This window comes from Rhodoferax sp. (genome assembly GCF_034520025.1).
Classification (GTDB): Bacteria; Pseudomonadota; Gammaproteobacteria; order Burkholderiales; family Burkholderiaceae_C; genus Allorhodoferax.
Genome location: NZ_JAXHNZ010000001.1, coordinates 774,685 through 791,673 on the forward strand (window position 1 = coordinate 774,685; position 16,989 = coordinate 791,673).

General features: G+C 57.4%; 17 protein-coding genes. 9 read left to right on the plus strand and 8 right to left on the minus strand.

The features are described 5' to 3' along the window. Positions 1–48 precede the first annotated feature (48 nt). From U5L73_RS03615 to U5L73_RS03640, 6 genes are all read right to left on the minus strand, one after another. A complete protein-coding gene (locus U5L73_RS03615; RefSeq protein ID WP_322561076.1) occupies positions 49–687 on the minus strand; it encodes a response regulator transcription factor in 639 nt (212 codons plus the stop codon). After that, positions 684–2,012 carry an HlyD family type I secretion periplasmic adaptor subunit gene (locus U5L73_RS03620; protein ID WP_322561077.1) on the minus strand — a complete coding sequence of 443 codons (1,329 nt, stop codon included), beginning with the start codon at positions 2,010–2,012 and terminating at the stop codon, positions 684–686. The genes U5L73_RS03615 and U5L73_RS03620 overlap by 4 nt, the downstream gene beginning before the upstream one ends. 86 nt (positions 2,013–2,098) lie before the next feature. Next, positions 2,099–4,288, minus strand: a complete 2,190-nt coding sequence (locus U5L73_RS03625; protein WP_416221258.1) for a type I secretion system permease/ATPase — start codon at positions 4,286–4,288, stop codon at positions 2,099–2,101. Continuing rightward, complete coding sequence (locus U5L73_RS03630; protein ID WP_322561079.1) at positions 4,289–4,615, minus strand: hypothetical protein; 327 nt, start codon at positions 4,613–4,615, stop codon at positions 4,289–4,291. 143 nt (positions 4,616–4,758) lie between these two features. Beyond that, the gene (gene mnmA / locus U5L73_RS03635) at positions 4,759–5,880 is read right to left on the minus strand and encodes a tRNA 2-thiouridine(34) synthase MnmA (RefSeq protein WP_322561080.1); all 1,122 of its coding nucleotides are present in this window, start codon (positions 5,878–5,880) and stop codon (positions 4,759–4,761) included. A 90-nt stretch (positions 5,881–5,970) separates the two neighbouring features. After that, positions 5,971–6,468 (minus strand): NUDIX hydrolase, encoded by a 498-nt coding sequence (locus tag U5L73_RS03640; protein ID WP_322561081.1) that lies wholly within the window; start codon positions 6,466–6,468, stop codon positions 5,971–5,973. A gap of 123 nt (positions 6,469–6,591) precedes the next feature. On the opposite strand from U5L73_RS03640, the gene U5L73_RS03645 reads away from it, so the two are divergent. From U5L73_RS03645 to U5L73_RS03665, 5 genes are all read left to right on the plus strand, one after another. After that, on the plus strand, positions 6,592–7,719 hold the full coding sequence (locus U5L73_RS03645; RefSeq protein ID WP_322561082.1) for a Re/Si-specific NAD(P)(+) transhydrogenase subunit alpha: 1,128 nt from the start codon (positions 6,592–6,594) through the stop codon (positions 7,717–7,719). Positions 7,720–7,784: 65 nt separating this feature from the next. Beyond that, positions 7,785–8,105 carry an NAD(P) transhydrogenase subunit alpha gene (locus tag U5L73_RS03650; protein WP_322561083.1) on the plus strand — a complete coding sequence of 107 codons (321 nt, stop codon included), beginning with the start codon at positions 7,785–7,787 and terminating at the stop codon, positions 8,103–8,105. Continuing rightward, the gene (locus U5L73_RS03655) at positions 8,102–9,538 is read left to right on the plus strand and encodes an NAD(P)(+) transhydrogenase (Re/Si-specific) subunit beta (protein ID WP_322561084.1); all 1,437 of its coding nucleotides are present in this window, start codon (positions 8,102–8,104) and stop codon (positions 9,536–9,538) included. The genes U5L73_RS03650 and U5L73_RS03655 overlap by 4 nt, the downstream gene beginning before the upstream one ends. A gap of 105 nt (positions 9,539–9,643) precedes the next feature. Further along, complete coding sequence (locus tag U5L73_RS03660; RefSeq protein ID WP_322561085.1) at positions 9,644–11,317, plus strand: long-chain-fatty-acid--CoA ligase; 1,674 nt, start codon at positions 9,644–9,646, stop codon at positions 11,315–11,317. 59 nt (positions 11,318–11,376) lie between these two features. Continuing rightward, a complete protein-coding gene (locus tag U5L73_RS03665) occupies positions 11,377–12,051 on the plus strand; it encodes a 5'-methylthioadenosine/adenosylhomocysteine nucleosidase (RefSeq protein WP_416221275.1) in 675 nt (224 codons plus the stop codon). A 52-nt stretch (positions 12,052–12,103) separates the two neighbouring features. On the opposite strand, the gene corA is transcribed toward U5L73_RS03665, so the two are convergent. Beyond that, on the minus strand, positions 12,104–13,090 hold the full coding sequence (gene corA / locus U5L73_RS03670) for a magnesium/cobalt transporter CorA (protein ID WP_322561087.1): 987 nt from the start codon (positions 13,088–13,090) through the stop codon (positions 12,104–12,106). 195 nt (positions 13,091–13,285) lie between these two features. On the opposite strand from corA, the gene U5L73_RS03675 reads away from it, so the two are divergent. The 4 genes from U5L73_RS03675 (at position 13,286) to hprK (ending at position 16,522) form a co-directional block, all read left to right on the plus strand. Continuing rightward, positions 13,286–14,506 carry an MFS transporter gene (locus U5L73_RS03675; protein WP_322561088.1) on the plus strand — a complete coding sequence of 407 codons (1,221 nt, stop codon included), beginning with the start codon at positions 13,286–13,288 and terminating at the stop codon, positions 14,504–14,506. Positions 14,507–14,670: 164 nt separating this feature from the next. Beyond that, a complete protein-coding gene (hpf, locus tag U5L73_RS03680) occupies positions 14,671–15,000 on the plus strand; it encodes a ribosome hibernation-promoting factor, HPF/YfiA family (protein WP_313874876.1) in 330 nt (109 codons plus the stop codon). 76 nt (positions 15,001–15,076) lie between these two features. Further along, positions 15,077–15,544, plus strand: coding sequence for a PTS sugar transporter subunit IIA (locus tag U5L73_RS03685; RefSeq protein WP_313882472.1), 468 nt, complete (start codon positions 15,077–15,079; stop codon positions 15,542–15,544). Between the two features lie 27 nt (positions 15,545–15,571). Next, the gene (gene hprK / locus U5L73_RS03690; protein ID WP_296510778.1) at positions 15,572–16,522 is read left to right on the plus strand and encodes an HPr(Ser) kinase/phosphatase; all 951 of its coding nucleotides are present in this window, start codon (positions 15,572–15,574) and stop codon (positions 16,520–16,522) included. Here hprK and fur read toward each other — a convergent pair. Then, positions 16,519–16,953, minus strand: a complete 435-nt coding sequence (gene fur, locus U5L73_RS03695; protein ID WP_322561089.1) for a ferric iron uptake transcriptional regulator — start codon at positions 16,951–16,953, stop codon at positions 16,519–16,521. The genes hprK and fur overlap by 4 nt on opposite strands. Positions 16,954–16,989 lie beyond the last annotated feature (36 nt).

Sequence of the window (16,989 nt, forward strand, 5' to 3'; positions counted from 1 at the left end):
GCCTTTGAACTGTCTTAGCTATTGTCCCGGAGTACAGGTTTTCGAAAATTATTGGATCCCGTGAACTTTTAACGCAAGTTGCAGGCGGTCCGTAACGCCCAGTTTTTCAAAAACAGCGCTCAAATGCGCTTTGACCGTTCTTTCGGTGATGTCGCATTGGGCTGCAATCACCGCGTTGGCCGCGCCATGTGCTGCGAGTGATGCGATTTCCCGCTCCCGTGAGGTCAGTTGTTCGGCCCAAAGGGTCGGGACCGGTTTGTTCATCGGCATTGCGCTATTGGCCCGTTGGATCAATTGCTGCATCAGTTGTTGCCCGATCCACACATGGTCGGCCGAAGTCACCTGGTGGACCTGAAGAAGCGTTTCCGGGTCTGCGAACGCATGGCAGTAGCCCGCACACCCTCTATCCAGCGCGATCATGGCCTCTTCGTCCTTGGGGTAAGAGCTGGCGGCCAGAATCCGCAGCTTTTTGTGTTGCAGCAGCTCGTTCCAAACAGGGTCAGACCACGGGGGAATATCGGCCACTGCCAAATCCAGCCAGACGATGTCACCAGTTCGGCGCACCAGACCTTTCAAGGCAGCGAAACTGCCGAGCTCAATCGGCGACTCGATGCCCAGCGCACTCCGCCAGTGCCTCAGTAAGCCGGGATCGCTGCTGACGAGCAGGGGCGCGGAGTTTTGTCTCATCGTTCAGTCATTGCGTTGGATTTGGCTCGCAGGATAGGCTTCATCAAGTAAGCTAGTACTGACTTCTTTCCAGTAAGTATGTCGACCTCCGCCACCATCCCAGGAATGATGGGCAGGTTTTTTTGCCCGATGGTGGTGGCAAGCGTGCGAACTTTAACCACAAAAAAGGCATTCCCTTTTTCGTCGATGACGCTATCCGCGCTGATCTGTTCGAGGGTTGCTTCCAGTCCGCCGTAAACGGCAAAGTCATAAGCGGTGAACTTGACCAATGCCTTTTGCCCGGGGCGCAAGAATGCAATATCTCTGGGCAACACGCGCGCCTCAAGCAGCAGTGCGTCGTCAGAGGGAACCAGTTCAATCAAGTCTTTGCCCGGTTGCACCACCCCACCCACGGTATTGACGCGCAATTGTTTGACTGTGCCGTTTACCGGCGATCGAATCTCGGTTTGTTTGACCCGGTCTTCAAGTGCAGTGCTGCCCTCAGACAACGCACTCAGTTTTGCACTGGTTTCACTCAGTTCAGAGCGCGCAATGTTACGGAAGGTCAATTCCACTTCCTGAATTTTTCGGTTGGACTCGGCAACAGCGGATTCCAGCCGTGGAATGTCCGCGTTCGCACTGTCTCTTTCACCCCGGTACCGGGCGACATCCCGTTCCAAACGCAGAAGCTCCACGTCAGAAACAGCGCCGGACTTGACCAGCGGACGTGTGAGCTCTAACTCACGGGCGGTAAGGGTAAAGCTCTGGGCTGCTTGCTCCCGCCTTGCGCGCACAGAGATCAACTCCTGCGATCGTTGGGACGATTGTTGACGCGCTACCCCGACTGTCGCATCCAATTCGGCACGGCGGGATTCATACAGGGCCCTCTCTTGCTCGACCAGCAGCGGCGCCTCTTTAAGCACTTCTTCTGGGGGCACAAACCGCGAGCCTTCCGCCAGAGCCTTCAGGCGGGCGGCCTTAGCCAAGAGTGACAAGTATTGCGACTGGTTTTCACGCAGGGACGACACCATCCGTGTCGGGTCCACCTTCAGCAAAAGGTCGCCGGTTTTTACCACTTGACCTTCTCTGGCCAATATCTCGGAGACGATGCCGCCATCCAGGCTTTGCAAAATCTGAATTTGTCGTGAAGGAATGACTTTCCCTTCACCTCGGGTAACTTCATCGAGCTCGGCCAATGCCGCCCAGACTATCAAAACTGCAACGGTCAGCGCACTGAGCCACACGATGATTCTTGCCCCATGGGGCGTCTGCTCTGCGATAGCCCAGTCAGCGCTGGCATCAAAATCACTGTCGAGACTGGCCTTTTTAGACGCCGTGAGGTCCAACGCCCGGTCTAGTGCAGGGGAGCAGAAGCCATAGATGCGCTCCCACAATCGAATCCACCAAGCTTTTTCTTTGGGTGGGGTATCCATCAAGAGGCCCTCCCAATACGGCCGCTTTGCAGTGCTTCCACCACCTGTGCCTTGGGGCCATCTGCGACGATCTTGCCGCTATCGATCACGATCAGCCGGTCCACCAATTCAAGCAGCGAGGTCCTGTGTGTGACCAGCACCATGGTTTTGCCGGAACAGAACCGCTTCAGGCGACTCTTCAAGGCGTCTTCGCTCTGGTGGTCCATCGCACTGCTGGGCTCGTCGAAAAGCAGCATCGGACTGTCATTAAGAACGGCGCGTGCGATGCCGACTGCTTGCCGCTGCCCGCCTGAGAGGGACTCACCCCGCTCGCCGATGGTCATGTCAAAGCCTTTGGGGTGCTTGTTGGCAAACTCGGTGACTCCTGCCACTTCAGCTGCAGCCAGAATGTCTTGGTCGTCTGCGAAAGGCGCGCCCAGCGCAATGTTTTCTTTCAAAGTGCCGTAAAAGAGACTCACGTCTTGCGACACGAAGCCTGCGGCCCGGCGCAACTCGGCAGGATCAATCTGCCGCGCGTCGATGCCATCGATCAGGATTGCCCCCTCTGTCGGTTGCTGCAGACCCAAAATCAGTCTTTGGATCGTGGATTTGCCCGACCCAATACGCCCAATGAAGGCCACCTTCTCGCCAGCCTGGATTTTGAATGTGACGTTGCTCAATACCGATTGCTCCTGCCCCGGGTAAGTAAAGCTCACATTTTTGAACTCGATGGTGCCTTGAAAGCTGCCCCGGTGAAGGTACGCGGTGTCTTCACTTCTTTCGGGTTGCTGTTGCATATGCATGTCTACCGACGCCAAGCCGCTTTTTGCGCTGTGGTACTGCAACAAAAGGCCTGCGACCTGACCAAATGGCGCCATCGCGCGACCCGCCAACATAGACGCAGCAATGATGGCGCCCATGCTGACTTGGTTAGCAATCAGCAAATACACCCCCGCGATGATGCTGGTGACAGACACCAATTGCTGCATGGCCTGTGCAAAGTTCATGGTTCCGTTAGACAGCAGTTTCAGCTTTGTGCTGGTTTGCGCCAAGAACACGGTGCTCTGCTCCCACTGTCGCTGAAAGCTGCTTTCCGCCACCATGAATTTGATGGTTTCAATACCCACAAGGCTCTCTACCAAGGTCGCGTTTCGCTGGGATGTGGCCCGTTGGGAGGTTTCGACCAGCTCTTGCATCTTGCGCTGGGTTATCAGGGATACGATCAATAACAGCACGATGCAGACAAGCGGGGGTATTGCCAGCCAGGGCGAGATCCAGATCAGCGCCAGGAAGAACACCAGCACAAAGGGCAGGTCGACAATCGTCGTGATCGTGGCCGACGCCACAAAGTCGCGAACAGACTCAAACGCCCGGAGGTTGGCGGCAAAAGACCCGACCGACGCTGGCCGGTCAGACATCTTTAAGCCAAGCACCCGCTCCATGATGCGCGCAGACAGTGTCACGTCAATCCGCTTGCCGGCCGTGTCCAATATATATGCGCGCATCGTCCGCAGCACCGTATCAAACAGCATCATGAGAATGACACCTACCGTGAGCACCCACAGCGTTTCTTCCGCACGGTTGGGGACTACGCGGTCATACACCGTCATCGAAAACATCGGCATGGCCAGCGCAAACAGGTTGATCAGCAGCGCTGCAATCAAGCTGTCACGGTACAGGCGCCAATTCTGGAACACCACGCTCCAGAACCAATGCTTGGATTTGAGCTCACCGGTGGCCGGGGTTCGTGGATCAAATTTGAACACCGGGCGGACAAAAAACACCACTCCCGAAAACAAAGCCTCCAAATCCTTGCGACTGATCACGTCACCAGACTCGCCGCTCTCCGGAAAACGCACGCGCGCTTGATCGGTTTCCACCCATTCCAGAAACACGCAGGCTTGTTTGTTTTGCAAAAGCAAAATGACCGGCAAGAGTCCGGGGCGCAGATCGTCTAGTTTACGTCGCGCCAAGCGGGCAGTCAGCCCTGCCCGGGCCGCAGCGCGGGGAAACAGCGCCGGGGTGATCAGGTTGTTTTCCAGGGGGAGACCCGCTGACACAGCGGCTTGCGTAGTCGTGATCCCGTAGATCCGCGCCAGCGAAACCAAACTATCCAGCAAAGGATCGACGTGTGTGCTGTGCTCACTGATGCGCCAGCCACTGTTGGGGGGCGGCGTGATTACGGCGGAGGTGGGCAATTGCACAGTCATTCAAATAATACGCTGGTCATCGCCTAATAGATTCAAAGCGCCTTGCATTCGATTGCGCAGGCCCTTGCGACGGGTGATTTTCTGTTGTGCGGCGACGGGGAGATCGGTGTGCCGGATGATGTTTTTCACAATCAGAGTGTCTATCAGGTCTTCCAGAACCCGCACAAACTCTGCGTCCGCCTCGCTGAAGCTGGATACGTTCCCGCTGCTACCTTTCAGGAACGCCTGAATCGCCGGGTGGTCATCCGGAAGCAGTTCGCCGCCGGGTCTTTCCGTACGAGCGAGCGAGGCAATCGAGCCATCTTCATTTCTCAGCACGTGAAACATAACAGGCACATCCTCAAGGTAACGGGTGGGCTGGAGCGTGCGCCCAAGCGCATTCATACTAGCACTGCAACTTCAAATTCCGAAGGCAAAAAAGCCCTGGTTTTTACGAATATTTGCTGAGGCGATGGCAGTGCGGCGGGCTTTCACCTAGCAAGTGCAGAGGCCTGCTCAATCACGCCCCCACCCAAACAAACCTCGCCTTGGTACAGCACGGCGGATTGGCCCGGCGTCACGGCCCACTGCGCCTGCGGAAACTGCAATGCGAACGTGGCCACCCCATCGGCTTGGAAGGTGCAGGGTGCATCGGCTTGGCGGTAGCGTGTTTTTGCCCCTGCAGTTTGCGGGGCCGGCGGAGTGCCTGCAACCCAGCTTGCGTTCAGCGCCGACAAGCTGTCTGACAGCAACCAAGGGTGGTCATGGCCCTGAACGACCCACAAGGTGTTGTTGTCCAAATCCTTGCGCGCTACAAACCAGGGATTGTGGTCGCCGCTGCCGCGCTGCGCGCCTTTGGCCTTGATGCCACCTATGCCCAAGCCCTGGCGCTGGCCCAGGGTGTAGAACGACAGGCCGACATGCTCCCCGATGGTGTGGCCTTTGGGGTTTTTGATCGGCCCGGGCTCTTTGGAGATGTAGCGATTCAAGAAGTCGCGGAAAGGGCGCTCCCCGATAAAGCAAATGCCCGTAGAGTCTTTCTTCTTGGCATTGGGCAGCCCGATGTCGTCTGCGATCCGGCGCACTTCGGTTTTATGAAGCTCACCCACTGGAAACAGCGTTTTGGACAATTGCGCCTGATTCAGCCGATGCAAAAAGTAGCTCTGGTCCTTGGCGGGATCCAAGCCTTTGAGCAGCTCATGTTGGCCATTGGCCTCATTGAAGCGCACTCGGGCGTAGTGCCCGGTGGCAATTTTTTCGGCGCCTAAGCGCATGGCGTGGTCTAAGAATGCCTTGAACTTAATTTCTGCGTTGCAGAGAATGTCGGGGTTGGGCGTGCGCCCGGCCTGGTACTCCTGCAAGAACTCCGCAAACACCCGGTCACGGTATTCGGCTGCAAAGTTGACGTGTTCGATTTCAATGCCCAACACATCGGCCACGGCTGCGGCATCCACGAAGTCGATGTTGGAGGAGCAGTATTCACTGTCGTCGTCATCCTCCCAGTTTTTCATGAAAATGCCGACGACCTCATGGCCTTGCTGCTTTAGCAGGTGGGCCGTGACCGCAGAGTCGACACCGCCGCTCAATCCAACCACAATTCTTTGCTTGCTCATGCCGGCATTTTAGTCGGCGCGATGGCTGGCTGGATTTTATGTAAAAAAGACCTCTGGTCCACGCGGAATATGCGCATGCAGCTATTATTTTTATAGCAATTCTGTGGCGCTCAGCAGGCTGGGGTCGGTGTGTACCAATGACAAGGGGAAGCGCTGGCCGCGCAGGTAGTCCTCCATGCACTGCAAAACCAAGGGACTGCGGTGCCGCTCGTGGCTGGCGCGAACCTCTTCGGGCGTGAGCCACAAGGTTCTTACGATGCCGGCATCCAAACTGCGCCCTTGCAGCTCAGGGCCGACGGTGCCGCAGAAGGCAAACCGCACGTAGGTGATGTCTTCGGTACCGCTTGCAGTGCGCCTTACAAACCGCGAGAGGTACACGCCCACCAAGGCGGTGGGCTCCATGAGGTGGGCGGTTTCTTCCAGTGTCTCCCGCACGCAGCCTTGGGCGGGCGATTCCCCCGGGTCCAGATGGCCTGCCGGATTGTTGAGCCGCAGTCCCTCCGGGGTGTGCTCCTCGACCAACAAGAAGCGCCCGTCGCGTTCAATTACCGCGGCCACCGTCACACTGGGTTTCCATCGTTCAATCATGTTCGATTATGTGCATTGAGCGCAAAAGTCTTTGGCGAAACTCGCAGCTTTAGCCCTATGGCATGCAGGGAAACTCATGTAAGCTTGCTGACAGCTTGAATCCAACCTTTATAGGAGAGCCGCATGCAGATAGGCGTACCCGCTGAAACATTAGCGGGCGAGACCCGAGTTGCCGTGACCCCGGAAACAGTCAAAAAGCTGAAGTCTCAAGGGCATACGGTTCGTATCCAAAGCGGCGCTGGGGTGGCAGCCAGTGTGACGGACGAGGCCTATGTGGCTGCGGGCGCGGACATCACCGATGCGGCGGGTGCGCTCAGCTGCGACTTGGTCCTCAAGGTTCGTACCCCTACGGAGGCAGAAGCCGCGTTGATGACGGCTGGTGCCACCTTGGTGGGCATGCTCAACCCGTTTGATGCAGAAGGCCTGCAGCGCTTGGCAGCCGCCAAGCTCAATGCCTATGCCCTCGAGGCGGCACCCCGCACCACACGCGCACAAAGCATGGATGTGCTTTCCAGCCAGGCCAATATTGCCGGCTACAAAGCCGTGATGATGGCGGCCGACAAATATCAGCGCTTCTTCCCGATGCTCATGACAGCTGCCGGTACGGTCAAAGCCGCCCGCGTGGTGATTTTGGGGGTCGGCGTGGCCGGTTTGCAGGCAATTGCCACCGCCAAGCGCCTAGGCGCTGTCATTGAAGCCTCCGACGTGCGCCCCAGCGTCAAAGAGCAAGTGGAGTCCCTGGGGGGCAAGTTCATCGACGTTCCTTACGAGACGGATGAAGAAAAAGAAGCCGCTGTAGGCGTGGGCGGTTACGCCAAACCCATGCCCCAGAGCTGGCTGGACCGCCAGAAAGCTGAAGTTGCCAAGCGCGTGGCGCAGGCCGATGTGGTGATCAGCACCGCGCTGATTCCCGGTCGCGCAGCCCCCACCCTGATCACCGAGGACATGGTCAAGTCCATGAAACCCGGTTCTGTGATTGTGGACATCGCCGCGGGTAAGGGGCCGAATGGTGGAGGCAATTGCCCGCTGTCCGAGGCTGACAAAACCGTCGTCAAACATGGCGTCACCCTGATCGGCGAAACCAACCTGCCTGCACTGGTGGCGGCCGACGCGTCTTCCCTCTATGCGCGCAACGTGTTGGATTTCTTGAAGTTGATCCTCAACAAAGAAGGCGCTTTGCATATCGATCTCGAAGACGACATCGTGGCAGCCTGCCTGGTGACCCACGGCGGTGAAGTGCGCCGCAAGTAAGCGCCACTCCACAGGCCTGTGTTGACGCATATCTCCGTATCCACCCTTACTTAAGGAGCGACACCATGGAAATGGTTTCCCCCACTATCCTGAACCTGATCATCTTTGTGCTAGCCATTTACGTGGGTTACCACGTGGTCTGGACCGTGACGCCCGCACTCCACACGCCGTTGATGGCCGTGACCAATGCCATTTCGGCCATCGTTATTGTGGGGGCCATGCTGGCCGCTGCACTGACAGAAACCGGCCTGGGCAAGACCATGGGTGTTCTCGCCGTTGCACTCGCTGCCGTGAACGTCTTTGGCGGCTTCATGGTGACCCGCCGCATGTTGGAGATGTTCAAAAAGAAAGAGAAGAAAGCCCCCACCGCAGGAGTTAAAGAATGAGCCTGAACCTCGTCACTCTGTTGTATCTCTTCGCCAGCGTCTGTTTTATTCAAGCGCTCAAGGGGCTCTCGCATCCCACGACGTCTATTCGCGGCAATGTATTTGGCATGGTGGGCATGGGCGTGGCCGTCTTCACGACCGGCGCCTTGATCTTCAAACTCGCAGGGCAACTTGGCCAGGACGGTATGGCCGGCATGGTGTGGGTGCTGGGTGCCTTGTTGGTGGGGGGCACGGCTGGCACGCTGATGGCCAAGCGCGTGGAGATGACCAAGATGCCCGAGCTGGTGGCCTTCATGCACAGCATGATCGGGTTGGCGGCGGTGTTCATTGCCGTGGCTGCGGTGGCTGAGCCTTGGGCCTTCAGCATTGCCGCCAAGGGCGAGGCCATCCCCACCGGCAACCGCTTCGAGTTGTTCTTGGGTGCGGCCATTGGCGCCATCACCTTCAGCGGCTCGGTCATCGCATTCGGCAAGCTCAGTGGCAAATACAAGTTCCGCTTGTTCCAGGGCGCACCGGTGCAGTTCGCCGGTCAGCACAAGCTCAATCTGGTGTTGGGTCTTGCCACTCTGGGCTTGGGTTTGATGTTTGCCTTCACCGAAAACTGGACTGCGTTCTTTGTGATGCTGGCGCTCAGTTTCGTGATGGGCGTTCTCATCATCATCCCCATCGGCGGTGCCGACATGCCGGTGGTGGTGTCTATGCTCAACAGCTACTCCGGCTGGGCGGCAGCCGGTATCGGCTTCAGCTTGAACAACAGCATGCTTATCATTGCTGGATCTCTGGTCGGCTCCAGCGGCGCCATCCTGAGTTACATCATGTGCAAGGCGATGAACCGCTCGTTCTTCAACGTGATTCTGGGCGGCTTCGGCGGCGAAGCGTCCTCTGGCCCGGCGGGTGCCGCGGTACAGCGCTCCGTCAAAAGCGGCAGCGCAGACGACGCCGCCTTTGTGTTGGGCAATGCTGAAACCGTGGTGATCGTGCCCGGCTACGGCTTGGCTGTAGCCCGCGCTCAGCACGCCGTCAAAGAACTGGCTGCCAAGCTCACTGAGAAGGGCATCACCGTCAAATACGCCATCCACCCGGTAGCGGGCCGTATGCCCGGTCACATGAACGTGCTGCTGGCGGAAGCTGAAGTGCCCTACGACCAGGTGTTTGAGATGGAGGACATCAACGGCGAATTCGGCCAAGCGGATGTGGCCATCATCCTAGGCGCCAACGACGTGGTGAACCCCGCCGCTCACACCAAGGGCAGCGCCATCTACGGCATGCCAATTCTCGAGGCCTACAAGGCCAAGACCATCATCGTGAACAAGCGCTCCATGGCGGCGGGTTATGCCGGCTTGGACAACGAGTTGTTCTATATGGACAAGACCCTGATGGTGTTCGGTGACGCCAAAAAAGTCGTCGAGGACATGGGTAAAGCCATCGAATAGAGGCGCACGCCTAAGTACAGCCCGCCTAAGGTAAACACCGTGGGCGGGCTTGTTCGTCTGCATCAAAATAGCAGGCTGCATAAAAATTGACCGGAGACACAAGACATGACTGAACGCGTTTGGCTCGGCAGCTACCCACAAGGTGTGCCTGCTGACATCGACCCTGCCAAATACTCCTCCTTGGTGGCGTTGCTGGAAGAAAGCTTTCACAAATACGAAAGCCGCGTGGCCTACAACTTCATGGGCAAAGATGTCACTTTCGGTCAGACCGACAGTTTGAGCTTGGCGTTTGCCGCTTACCTGCAAGGCCTGGGCCTGAGCAAGGGCGACCGGGTCGCCATCATGATGCCCAATGTGCCGCAGTACCCGATTGCGGTGGCCGCCATTTTGCGGGCCGGTTTTGTGGTGGTGAATGTGAACCCGCTTTACACCGCCCGTGAGTTGGAGCACCAACTCAAGGACTCCGGCTCCAAGGCCATCGTCATCATTGAGAACTTTGCTCACACGCTGGAGAAGTGCATCGCCGCTACGCCGGTCAAGCACGTGGTCTTGTGCGCCATGGGCGACCGCTTGGGCCTGCTCAAGGGCACCATGGTGAACTACGTGGTCCGCAACGTCAAAAAGATGGTGCCGTCTTTCAGCCTGCCGGATGCAGTGCGTTTCAACGAGGCCATTGCCCGTGGCACCAAAGCGCCCTTCAAAAAACCCGAAATCAAGGCCGACGATGTGGCGGTCCTGCAGTACACCGGCGGCACAACCGGAGTGTCCAAAGGTGCGGTGCTCTTGCACCGCAACGTCATCGCCAATGCATTGCAGTCAGAGGCCTGGTATGCACCGGCCATGGCCAAGGTGCCTGCTGATCAGCAGCCCACCACGGTGTGTGCCTTGCCGCTCTACCATGTGTTCGCCTTTACGGTGGGCATGATGCTGTCGGTCCGAACCGGTGGCAAGCTCATTTTGATTCCGAACCCGCGTGACATTCCGGGGGTACTGAAAGAGCTATCCAAGCACACTATCCACAGTCTGCCTGCGGTGAACACCCTGTTCAATGGCTTGGCCAATCACCCCGACTTCAACAAGGTGGACTGGAGCCATTTGAAAGTTGCAGTGGGCGGTGGCACCGCCGTTCAGAGCGGTGTGGCCAAGTTGTGGTTTGACAAGACCGGCTGCCCGATTTGCGAAGGGTACGGCCTGAGCGAGACCTCGCCCACCGTGAGTTGCAACCCGATTACCTCCACGGAATTCACCGGCACGATCGGTGTGCCTTTGCCCAGCACCTACATGAAGCTCTTGGATGATGAGGGCATAGAGGTCGCGCAAGGGCAGAGTGGAGAGATTGCCATCAAAGGCCCGCAAGTGATGGCGGGTTATTGGCAGCGGCCGGACGAGACGGCCAAGGTCATGACGCCCGATGGCTACTTTAAAACCGGTGACATCGGGGTGGTCGACGCCCGCGGCTTCTTCAAAATCGTGGACCGCAAAAAAGACATGATCCTTGTGAGCGGGTTTAACGTGTTCCCCACGGAGCTTGAAGATGTGGTCACCCAGATCCCCGGTGTGTTGGAGTGCGCCTGTGTCGGGGTGGCAGACGCCAAAACCGGCGAAGCCGTAAAGTTGGTGATCGTCAAAAAAGACCCCAACCTGAGCGAAGAAGACGTGCGCGCTTTCTGCAAAGAGAACCTCACCGGCTACAAACAGCCTAAAGTGGTGGAGTTCCGGACAGATCTCCCCAAAACGCCGGTCGGCAAAATTTTGCGCCGCGAGCTGCGGGATAAGTAAGCCCCTTGATCGCTATCCTGAGTGCCTTGGCCGAGGAGCAGGCCGGCTTGGTGGAGTGCATGACCCGGGTGGAGTGCGTGGAGCACGCCGGGCGCACTTTCTGGTTGGGGCATCTGGACGGGCAGGGGGTAGTGCTCACGCTGTCCCGCATCGGCAAAGTGGCGGCGGCCCTGACCGCTACCGCATTGATTGCCAGGTGGGGCGTCCAGCGGATGGTGTTTACCGGGGTTGCCGGCGGCACTGGGCCCGGGGTGGCGGTGGGTGATGTGGTGGTCGGCAGCCACTATTTGCAGCACGATATGGACGCCTCCCCGTTGTTCCCCCGTTACGAGATTCCATTGACGGGCCAATCCTTGTTTCCGGCGAATCCCTTGTTGCTGGAGGCCGCGTGTGCGGCGGTTCGCGAGGTTCAATCGGATCTGCGCGGCGGGCGCTACCGCGCAGACCTGCACTGTGGACTGATCGCTAGCGGCGACCGTTTCGTGAGTGCCAGTAGTGAAGTGCATGCGCTGCTGGCAGCCGCTGCCGCGTCAGGCTTCCATCCCTTGGCGGTGGAAATGGAAGGCGCTGCGGTAGCCCAAGTCTGTTCAGACTATCAGGTGCCTTTCGTGGCGATTCGCACTATTTCGGACTGTGCGGATGACGCTGCCCACACCGATTTCCCGCAGTTCGTGCGGGAGACTGCCAGTGTCTATGCGTTGGCTATAGTGCGCAAAATGCTGCGATTGCTATAAAAATAATAGCTGATTGCACACTATTTCCGGGCGCTAAAGGCGGAAATGGTTCTTATCTCAGCCAACCGCGTCGGTGGAAATACCACATCGGCACCACGGCGCTGGCAATCATCAGCCCGAGTGCATAGGGGTAGCCCCAGGTTTGCCTGAGCTCAGGCATGAACTCGAAATTCATGCCGTAAACGCTGGCGATCAGGGTCGGCGGCAATAAGGCCACGCTGGCGACCGAAAAGATCTTGATAGTTTTGTTTTGGTTGATGTTGATGAAGCCGACGGTCGCATCCATCAAAAAGTTGATCTTGTCGAACAAGAACGCGGTGTGCGAGTCCAGCGAGTCAATATCTCGCAGAATCTGCCGCGCTTGATCAAACTGCTCAGCGTTGAGCATCTTGCTGCGCATCATGAAGCTCACCGCGCGCCGAGTGTCCATCACGTTGCGGCGAATCCGGCCGCTCAAATCTTCGTGCCGGGCAATTGCGCCGAGTGCCTCGCCGGCAATCGCATCCGTCACGTTGCCGGACAGCACCTTTTTGCTGACTTTCTCCAGCTCGTCGTAAATGCCTTCGAGCGTGTCCGCTGAATATTCCGCGTCCGCGTCAAACAGCTTGAGCAGGACTTCTTTGGCGTCTTCGATCAAGCCCGGGGCGCGTCGTGCACGCATGCGCAGCAGCCGGAAGACCGGGACGTCTTCATCGTGGATGGAGAAAAGCACTCCTTTGCTTTTGAGGTCGTCGTTGACCAAATTCAAGATAAAGGCGGCGCGGACGGTGCGGGGCTCGTCGTCATCGGCAATCAAAAAGTCACTGCGGATATGCAGGTCACCGTTGTCTTCCGCATAAAAGCGGGCGGACTCTTCGATGTCCTCGTCCATCGCGTCGTCCGGGATCGACAGGCCGTAGTACTGTTTGACCCAGCGCTTTTCTTCGAGCGTGGGGGATTCCAAATCCACCCAGATGGGTTGGAATTTGGACAGCTCTTCCAGGGACTCGATTTCTTCTTGAAAGAGTCGCCCGTTGGCGAGCGTAAAGATGTTGAGCATGGCTCACTCCCAGGTGATGTTGGCTGCAATCGGGTGTTGGGTGCTTTCAACCCCGATGCAGTGGTGGGAGTTGAAAGCTACCGACTAGGGTAGGTTTCCAAGGAGTGCTCTCCGGTAATTCAGAAGCAGAAATTATCGCACCGCACAGACTGCTAGAGTCAACGCCCGCCCTGATCAACCGAGACTCTTTTCACCATGCCCTCTTCTCTGACTCCCCGGCGTGAACGCTGGCTGCTAATCACGCTCGCGGGCATCCAGTTCACCAACATCCTCGATTTCATGATCATGATGCCTCTCGGGCCGGCATTGACCAGCCTGTTCCGCATCAGTGACGCCCAGTTCGGCCTGTTGGTCTCGACCTACACGCTGGCGGGAGGTGCATCCGGCCTGCTGGCCTCGACCTATATTGACAAGTTTGATCGTAAGCGCTTGCTGTTGGTGTTGTACAGCTTGTTTGCGCTCTCCACCTTGGCTTGCGGCATTGCGCCCAGTTACGAGGCCCTGATGGTCGCGAGGGTGTTTGCCGGTCTTTTTGGCGGGGTGTTGTCCGCCTTGAGTCAAACCATCGTGGGTGATGTCATTCCTTTTGAGCGCCGTGGTCGTGCCATGGGTGTTGTGATGACATCCTTCTCGGTGTCCACGGTGGCCGGTGTTCCTCTGGGTTTGTTTCTGGCGGCACAGTTTGGTTGGCATATGCCGTTTCTTTTGATCGCCGCCATCTGCGTTCTGTTTGCGGTGTTTGCTTTCTTGACCCTGCCTGCATTGAATAGCCACCTTCAGGGCCAAGCTGATGGATCTGCCTGGGGCCGGATATCGGAGGTTCTGCATGATCGAAACCACCTCAAGGCCTTCAGCTTTTCAGCCTTGCTGATGTTCTCAGGATTCACTGTCATCCCGTACATCACGATCTTCATGCAAACCAATGTGGGTTTGCGGGCGGATCAGGTGCCTTATGTGTACCTGTGCGGTGGCGTTGCGACCTTGGTTACCGCGCGCTGGTTCGGTGGCTTGGCGGATAGTTGGGGCAAGTTCAATACCTTTCGCGCGATTGCCTTGGCATTCGTGTTGCCCCTAGTGGGCTTGACGCTTTTGGGTCGTGTGGGAATGGCCGGCGCTTTGCTGGTGTCCACCTTATTTTTTGTGTGTGGCAGCGGTCGCATGATTCCCGGCATGGCCATGGTGACTTCCGCTGCCAACCCGGCTTTACGGGGCACCTTCATGACGCTGAACGCATCGGTGCAATCCGCTGCCATGGGCTTGGCTGCGTTGGTGGGGGGGCACATCATCAGCCGGGATGCTGCCGGCCTGGTGCAGAACTATTGGCTTTCCGCCTTGATCGGTGCGGTAGCCAGCGTTTTAGCGGTGTTTGTTGCAGGAAGACTGAACCTTCATCAGGGTCTGGCCAAGCCGTCTTGAACAAGTCCATTTTTGTTGCGGTGCATTACAAAAAGTTTTTGCATTTGGGCCGAAACGGGCGCATAGTGAGTTCAACGAGACCGCAATTTGGTGAACAAGTTTGAGTGCTGAATGCCTGAGTGGCATGAAGCTTTTTCAACCCTGAGAGCAACTGGAGGTTATTTATGAATTTGACGATCAGCGGTCACCATCTTGAAGTTACCCCGGCCCTGCGTAGTTATGTCACGACCAAGCTCGATCGCATCATGCGCCACTTCGATCAAGTGGTAGATGTCAAGGTTCTGCTCACCGTTGAAAAGCAAAAGGAAAAGGAACGACGGCAACGTGCCGAATGCAACATCCACGTCAAAGGCAGCGACATGTTTGCCGAGAGCGCGCACTCAGACCTGTATGCGGCGGTGGATGATCTGGTCGACAAGCTGGACCGCCAAGTGGTTCGGCACAAAGACCGTTTGCAAAATCACCATCACGAGGCACCTAAACGCCTGATGTAGTGTTGCAATTGGGTCCACGACACTAAAACCGCCCTAGTACGGGCGGTTTTTTTATGTGCATAATCCGCTCCTTACCATGAACCGCCTCGCGTCCATCCTCCCTCCTTCGCAAGTACTTGCGCAAGTCGATGTCACCAGCAAAAAACGCGCATTTGAAGAGGCGGGTTTGCTGTTTGAAAACCTGCACGGCCTCAGCCGGGCATTGGTAACGGACAGCTTGTTTTCTCGTGAACGCTTGGGCTCTACCGGCTTGGGGCATGGTGTCGCCATTCCGCATGGCCGCATCAAAGGGCTCAAGTCACCGATGGCGGCTGTGTTCCAGCTGGCTCACCCGATCGGGTTTGATTCGCCCGATGATGTGCCCGTCAGCTTGTTGATTTTTTTGTTGGTTCCCGAAGCGGCTACACAAAAGCACTTGGAGATCCTCTCCGAAATTGCAGAGCTGCTCAGTGATTCCGTGCTTCGCGAGCAAATCACCAGCTGCGCAGACGCGACCCAGTTGCACGGCTTGATTGCCGGCTGGCAATCGGCGAGAGCTGCATAACTATCCGCTGTCGAGCCTGGTACTGCCGTGAAACCTACCGCCGTTAGCGCTGACGCCCTTTTCGAAGAATTCCGGGGGCATTTGCGGTGGGAGTGGGTTGCAGGCTTGGGGGCTTCAGAGCGCCGCTTTGACGAGGTGGCGATCAAAGCTGCCAGGTCCGGTGCCGACTTGGTGGGTTACCTCAACTACATCCACCCTTATCGCGTGCAGATCCTGGGCGAACGTGAGATCACCTACATCACCAATGCTACCCCCGAGGACTGCGCCCGCCGCATCTCACGCATTGTGACCTTGGAGCCGCCCGTATTGGTGCTAGCCGACGGGCAAGTGGCTCCGCAAGCGCTGCTGGCCATGTGTGAGCGCGCGCAGATTCCCATGTTTGCGACCAAAGAGTCGTCTGCGTTTGTGATCGACGTGCTGCGGGCGTATTTGTCCAAGCACTTTGCAGATCGCATGTCCATGCACGGTGTGTTTATGGACATTCTGGGCTTGGGAGTGTTGATTACCGGCGAATCGGGTTTAGGCAAAAGCGAGCTGGGTCTGGAGCTGATCTCGCGCGGCAATGGTTTGGTGGCCGACGATGCAGTGGACCTTTTTCGCATCAACCAGACCACGATTGAAGGTCGCTGCCCGGAGCTTTTGCAGAATCTATTGGAAGTCCGTGGGATCGGTTTGCTCGATATTCGCGGAATATTCGGCGAGACTGCGGTTCGCCGGAAGATGCGACTCAAGCTGATCGTGCATCTGGTTCGCCGTGAAACTCTGGAGCGCGATTACGAGCGCATTCCCTACGAGCCACTCACCCAAGACGTGCTCGGGATTCCGGTTCGTAAAGTGGTGATTCAGGTGGTTGCCGGCCGCAACATTGCCGTGCTGGTAGAGGCTGCGGTGCGCAATACTATTTTGCAGTTGCGCGGTATCGATACCTACCAGGAATTTGTGGAGCGCCATCGCAAAGCCATGGCGCAGGGCTACTAGTTCGTAGCGTTCCGGTGCGGGCAGTCGCCCTTGGTGCAGTGGGCGTAAAGGCTCAGTGCATGGTCTGCAATCGCAAAGCCTTTGGATTTGGCGACTGATTGCTGGCGCTTTTCAATCTCGGCATCGTAAAACTCTTCCACGCGTCCGCAGTCCAGGCACACCAAATGGTCGTGGTGCTGCCCTTCGTTGAGTTCGTAGACCGCTTTGCCGCTTTCAAAGTGGCTACGGCTGAGAATGCTGGCCTGTTCGAACTGTGTCAACACACGGTACACGGTAGCCAGACCGACATCGGAGCGCTCTTGCAGCAAGACCCGGAACACATCTTCAGCGGTCATGTGGCGTTGGGTGCCGCGCTGGAAGACTTCCAAAATTTTCAGGCGCGGGACAGTGGCTTTGAGTCCGGTGTTTTTCAGTTCATCAATGTTGTTCATCAGCACATTCCTGGCGTGGTCATCGGACAGGCCAAT